This is a genomic window from Microbacterium sp. zg.Y909 (assembly GCF_024626565.1).
Genome location: NZ_JANJFJ010000318.1, coordinates 1 through 5,085, shown reverse-complemented (window position 1 = coordinate 5,085; position 5,085 = coordinate 1). Strand labels below are relative to the sequence as shown.

5 protein-coding genes are annotated in these 5,085 nt (G+C 69.8%); 1 reads left to right on the top strand and 4 read right to left on the bottom strand.

Annotated elements, in window-relative coordinates; genetic code table 11:
• From obgE to rplU, 3 genes are all read right to left on the bottom strand, one after another.
• Positions 1-1,252, bottom strand: a 1,252-nt coding sequence (gene obgE, locus NQ160_RS18075; protein ID WP_257516521.1) for a GTPase ObgE, incomplete at its 3' end; no start/stop codon positions are given.
• Between the two features lie 83 nt (positions 1,253-1,335).
• Positions 1,336-1,593, bottom strand: a complete 258-nt coding sequence (gene rpmA, locus NQ160_RS18070) for a 50S ribosomal protein L27 (RefSeq protein ID WP_257516520.1) — start codon at positions 1,591-1,593, stop codon at positions 1,336-1,338.
• Between the two features lie 18 nt (positions 1,594-1,611).
• Entirely contained in the window at positions 1,612-1,920 is a 309-nt protein-coding gene (gene rplU, locus NQ160_RS18065) for a 50S ribosomal protein L21 (RefSeq protein ID WP_257493390.1), read from the bottom strand.
• A 226-nt stretch (positions 1,921-2,146) separates the two neighbouring features.
• On the opposite strand from rplU, the gene NQ160_RS18060 reads away from it, so the two are divergent.
• Entirely contained in the window at positions 2,147-2,425 is a 279-nt protein-coding gene (locus NQ160_RS18060) for a DUF4031 domain-containing protein (protein ID WP_257516519.1), read from the top strand.
• Positions 2,426-2,428: 3 nt separating this feature from the next.
• Here NQ160_RS18060 and NQ160_RS18055 read toward each other — a convergent pair whose 3' ends face one another.
• Positions 2,429-4,984: an Rne/Rng family ribonuclease gene (locus NQ160_RS18055; protein WP_257516518.1), complete on the bottom strand. Its 2,556-nt coding sequence runs from the start codon at positions 4,982-4,984 to the stop codon at positions 2,429-2,431.
• Positions 4,985-5,085 lie beyond the last annotated feature (101 nt).

The following is a 5,085-nucleotide window of genomic DNA, read 5'->3' as shown; positions in this document are numbered from 1 at the left end:
CGCCCGCCTTGTAGAGGCCGTTCTCGACCCCGAGCTTCTCGAGCCGGTCGGCGAGGAAGCCGACGGCCTCTTCGTTCTGGAAGTCGGTCTGCTGCACCCAGCGCACGGGTTTGGCGCCCAGCACGCGGTAGATGTTGCCGTACGTTCCGCCTTCGACGCGGATCTCGAATTCCTTCTCCGACCCCTTCGGGCGGATGACGACCCGCTCGGGTGCGGGGGTCGCCGCCAGGGTCGCCCGGTGCTGCGCGACGATGTCGCCCAGCGCGAAGGTGAGCTGGCGCAGTCCCTCGTGGCTGACCGCCGAGATCTCGAAGACGCGGTAGCCGCGTGCCTCGAGGTCCGGGCGCACCAGGTCGGCGAGGTCCTTCGCCTCGGGCACGTCGACCTTGTTCAGCGCGATCAGCTGCGGGCGCTCAAGAAGGGGCGTCTGGCCCTCGGGCACGGGGTACGCGGCCAGCTCTGCGAGGATCACATCGAGGTCGCTCAGCGGGTCGCGGCCCGGATCGAGCGTCGCGCAGTCCAGCACGTGCACGAGCGCGGTGCAGCGCTCGACGTGACGGAGGAACTCCAGCCCCAGGCCCTTGCCTTCGCTCGCGCCCTCGACGAGCCCGGGCACGTCGGCGACGGTGAAGCGCACCTCTCCGGCCTGCACGACGCCCAGGTTGGGGTGCAGCGTGGTGAACGGGTAGTCCGCGATCTTGGGGCGCGCCGCGGAGATCGCCGCGATGAGGCTCGACTTGCCGGCAGACGGGAAGCCCACGAGGGCGACGTCGGCGACCGTCTTCAGTTCGAGCTGAATGTCGCCTTCCCACCCGGGGGTTCCCAAGAGCGCGAAGCCGGGGGCCTTGCGCTTGGGGTTGGCCAGCGATGCGTTGCCCAGGCCACCCTGGCCGCCAGGGGCCACCACGACGCGTGCGCCGGGCTCCACCATGTCGACGAGTGTCTGGCCCTCGGCATCCTTCACGACCGTGCCGACCGGCACCGTCAGCTCGAGCGACTCGCCGTTCGCGCCGGAGCGGTGGTCGCCCATGCCGAACCCGCCGTTGCCCGCGGTGCGGTGCGGTGAGTGGTGGTACGACAGCAGCGTCGTGACCTGGGGGTCGGCCACCAGCACGATGTCGCCACCGTTGCCGCCGTTGCCGCCGTCGGGGCCGGCAAGCGGCTTGAATTTCTCACGCTTGACCGACACGCAGCCGTTGCCGCCCTTTCCGGCGCGCAGATGGAGCGTCACTCTATCGACGAAGGTGACCATGGGTTGCTCCTCAGCTGTTGGTACAAACAAGCGGGGGGCGAGCCGTAGCCCGCCCCCCGCCGATATTCAATGCGATCTTGCGGTCACTCCGCGGTCGCGACGATGTTGACGACCTTGCGGCGGCCCTTCGCGCCGAACTCCACCGCACCGGCGGAGAGAGCGAACAGGGTGTCGTCCTTGCCACGGCCGACATTCGCGCCGGGGTGGAAGTGGGTGCCGCGCTGGCGGACGATGATCTCGCCGGCGTTGACCTCCTGGCCACCGAAGCGCTTCACGCCAAGGCGCTGAGCGTTGGAGTCACGACCGTTACGGGTGGAGCTTGCGCCCTTTTTGTGTGCCATCTCTGCGTCTCCCCTGGCTTACTTGATGCCGGTGACCTTGACGCGCGTGAGGTCCTGACGGTGCCCCTGGCGCTTCTTGTAACCGGTCTTGTTCTTGAACTTCTGGATCACGATCTTGGGGCCGCGCGACTCACCGAGGACCTCGGCGGTCACGGTGACCTTCGCAAGCTTGTCGGCATCGGTCGTGACGGCGTCGCCGTCGACGAGCAGGACCGCGGGCAGCTCGAGGGTCTCGCCGACCTTCGCCTGCTGACGGTCCAGGACGACGATCGTGCCGACCTCGACCTTCTCCTGGCGGCCACCGGCGCGCACAACTGCGTAAACCACTTCACACCTGTTTTCGTTCGGGAGCGCGAGGCTCCGGTTGTCTTTGCGAGACTCGCTCTGGGAAAGATAAGTCTGGGTGCCTGGCCGGTGGCTGTGAGCCTCCGACGTGCGCGTTCCGCCCTGCGACGAAGAAACGCCACGCACCAAGGGACGAGTTTAGCCGATGCTGGGCAACATGCGCAAAAGGGCCGGGCCGCGTGTCGTGCGTGCGGCCTAGGATCGGCGGATGGCGATTCTGATCGACGATCCACGCTGGCCCGCCCACGGCCGCATCTGGGCGCACCTGGTCAGTGACACCTCGCTCGACGAGCTGCACGCGTTCGCCGCAGCCAACGGCATCCCTTCGCGCAGTTTCGACCTCGACCACTACGACGTTCCCGACTCGGCGCACGCTCGACTGGTCGCAGCCGGCGCCACACCCGTCAGTGGACATGAACTCGTGCGACGGCTCATCGGCTCAGGGCTGCGCGTGCGGGCCCGTGACCGGGCCCGCACGCGGCGCTGAGGCTTACTCGCTGCTGTCGGCGACGTGCGGCACGGGGGTGCCGGTGAGCGCCGCCGTCGACACACGGCGGCGACCCCTCCCCTGACCGGGCGCCTTCGGCTCGGGAAGCGCCTGCAGCACGGAGTCGAGCAGCAGGTCCTTCTCCGTCTTGGGCGCGGCGCTCTCGGTGCGCTTCTTGCGTGCCTTCTTGGGGCGATCGCCGTTGCGCTCGGGACGGTCGCGCTCGGGGCGCTCTCCCCGCTCGTCGCGCTGCTCACGGTCGTCGCGCTGCTCCGCCGCCGGGGCCGCCGCGGCCGCGGCCGCCGCAACCGGGGCGAGCGCGGCCTGCGCGGCTGCGACGTCGTCGGCCGAGGGCTGGATGGTGGATGCCGCGATCTGCGCGAGAGCGGACTTGACGCCCTCGGTGATGACGTGCGTGCCGCCGGTCGGAGGTGCTGCCGGCGCAGCCTGGCGCGGGCGACGTGCCGACGACCCGTTGCCGTTGTTGCCGCCGTTTCCGCGGTGCTTCACGACGGGGTCGTGGTGCACGACCACGCCACGGCCCGCGCACACCTCGCAGGGCTCGCTGAAGGTCTCGAGCAGCCCCAGACCCAGCTTCTTGCGGGTCATCTGCACGAGGCCGAGCGAGGTGACCTCGGCGACCTGGTGCTTCGTGCGGTCGCGGCTCAGGCACTCGACGAGGCGCCGCAGCACGAGGTCGCGGTTGGTCTCGAGCACCATGTCGATGAAGTCGACCACGATGATGCCGCCGATGTCGCGCAGGCGCAGCTGGCGCACGATCTCTTCGGCCGCCTCGAGGTTGTTCTTCGTGACGGTCTCTTCGAGGTTGCCGCCGGAGCCGACGAATTTGCCGGTGTTCACGTCGACGACCGTCATGGCCTCGGTGCGGTCGATGACGAGCGAGCCGCCCGAGGGAAGCCACACCTTGCGGTCCAGGGCCTTCTCGATCTGCTCCGTGACGCGGAACTCGTCGAACGGGTCGTGGTCGCCTTCGAAGCGCTGCACGCGGTCCAGCAGGTCCGGCGCAACCCCGGCGAGGTAGCTCGTGATCGTCTCGTAGGCGTCGTCGCCCTGGATCAGCATCTTCGTGAAGTCCTCGTTGAAGACGTCACGGACGATCTTCACCAGCAGATCAGGCTCGGAGTGCAGCAGCGCGGGAGCGCCCACCGTCTCGACCTGCTTGCTGATGTGCTCCCACTGGTTGGTGAGGCGCTGCACGTCGCGGGTCAGCTGGTCCTCGGTCGCACCCTCGGCAGCCGTGCGCACGATGACGCCGCTCGATTCGGGCAGCACCTCCTTGAGGATGCGCTTGAGCCGGGCACGCTCGGTGTCGGGGAGCTTGCGCGAGATGCCGTTCATCGCACCGCCGGGCACGTACACCAGGTAACGGCCGGGAAGGGAGATCTGGCTCGTCAGGCGGGCGCCCTTGTGGCCCACGGGGTCCTTGGTGACCTGCACGAGCACGCGGTCGCCGGACTTGAGCGCCAGCTCGATGCGGCGGGGCTGGTTGCCCGTCTCGACGGCATCCCAGTCGACCTCGCCCGAGTACAGCACGGCGTTGCGGCCGCGGCCGATGTCGACGAAGGCGGCCTCCATGCTGGGCAGGACGTTCTGGACACGGCCGAGGTACACATTGCCGATGAGCGAGGCGTCCTGGCTGCGCGCGACGTAGTGCTCGACGAGCACGTTGTCCTCGAGCACGGCGATCTGCACCCGCCCGTTCTTCGATCGCACGATCATCTCGCGGTCGACCGACTCGCGGCGCGCGAGGAACTCGGCCTCGGTCACGACGGTGCGGCGACGTCCCGCCTCACGGCCGTCACGGCGCCGCTGCTTCTTCGCTTCGAGCCGCGTGGAGCCCTTGATGCGCTGCGGCTCGGTGATGAGCTCCACCGCACGCTGGCGGGGCGCCGGAGGGGTGTCGTCGCTGTCGTCGCCGCCACGGCGACGGCCGCGACGTCGCGGCGAGGCGCCGCTCGGCTGCTCGTCGTCGTCCTGGTCGACCACAGGTCGCCCGGGCCGGGACGGAGCCGCCGGCAGCGGAACGACCTCGGGAGCGTAGAAGTGCAGCTCGGTCGTCACAGCCGAGACGAAGTTCTCGGGCAGCAGGCCGAGGCTCACGGCGGTCAGCGGGCCTGAGGGCTTGTCGGGCTCAGCGGCCTTGGATGCCTCATCGGGTGCGGCGGCACCGGTGTTCGCCGCGTCGGTGTTCGCCTCGCCGGTGTTCGCCTCGTCGGTGTTCGCCTCCCCGGCTGCGGGCTCGTCGCTCGATGCGGGCGCGGACGGCACGTCGTCGGCGGCAGCGACTGCAGCGTCGCCAGCCGACGCGGGCGCGGGCGCCGCAGCGGTGTCGGCGGGCGCGGGGCTCTCTGCGGCTGCGGCGTCGGCGGCATCTGTCTCGTCGCTCGCGTTCGCAGACGCCGTCGCGTCGTCCGGCTGCGCTGCGGCATCCGGCTCGGGTGCGTCTGCCGGTTCGGTGGGCGTGTCGACGTCGAACAGCGGCGGCGTCAGCGCGCCCTGAAGATCGGAATCGTGGCCAGCCTGGGTGTCATCGGTCATCACCGGGGTACTCCTTGCGGGCGACACCGCGCGTCGCCCGGCGAAATCTCGTGCGGCGCCGCAGTCGCCTGTCTCTCACGATGCGGCTCGCGAACTCTCAC